General features: G+C 64.1%; 1 protein-coding gene. It reads left to right on the top strand.

The window, feature by feature from the left end; all coding sequences use genetic code 11:
• Positions 1–440 (top strand): Tn3 family transposase (locus HMPREF2886_RS19505; RefSeq protein ID WP_139148413.1); only part of this gene is annotated, 440 nt, incomplete at both ends.

Below are 440 nucleotides of genomic sequence, written 5' to 3' on the forward strand. Positions count from 1 at the left end.
CGACTGGACGGGCTTCAGCCGCCACTTCACCCACCTGAAGGACGGGGCTGAGGCCAAAGACAGGACGTTGCTGCTGTCCGCGATCCTCGGTGACGCAATCAACCTCGGACTGACCAAGATGGCCGAGTCGAGCCCCGGCCTGACCTACGCCAAGCTGTCCTGGCTACAAGCCTGGCATATCCGCGATGAAACCTATTCGGCGGCCTTGGCCGAGCTGGTCAATCACCAGTACCGCCATGCCTTCGCTGCCCATTGGGGCGACGGCACCACCTCATCCTCCGATGGCCAGCGCTTCCGCGCTGGCGGCCGGGGTGAGAGCACCGGGCACGTCAACCCGAAGTACGGCAGCGAGCCAGGACGGCTGTTCTACACCCACATCTCCGACCAATACGCGCCGTTCAGCACACGCGTGGTGAATGTCGGCGTCCGAGATTCCACCT

Origin of the sequence: Pseudomonas sp. HMSC066A08, from assembly GCF_001813025.1 — a bacterium.
Taxonomy (GTDB): domain Bacteria; phylum Pseudomonadota; class Gammaproteobacteria; order Pseudomonadales; family Pseudomonadaceae; genus Pseudomonas; species Pseudomonas aeruginosa.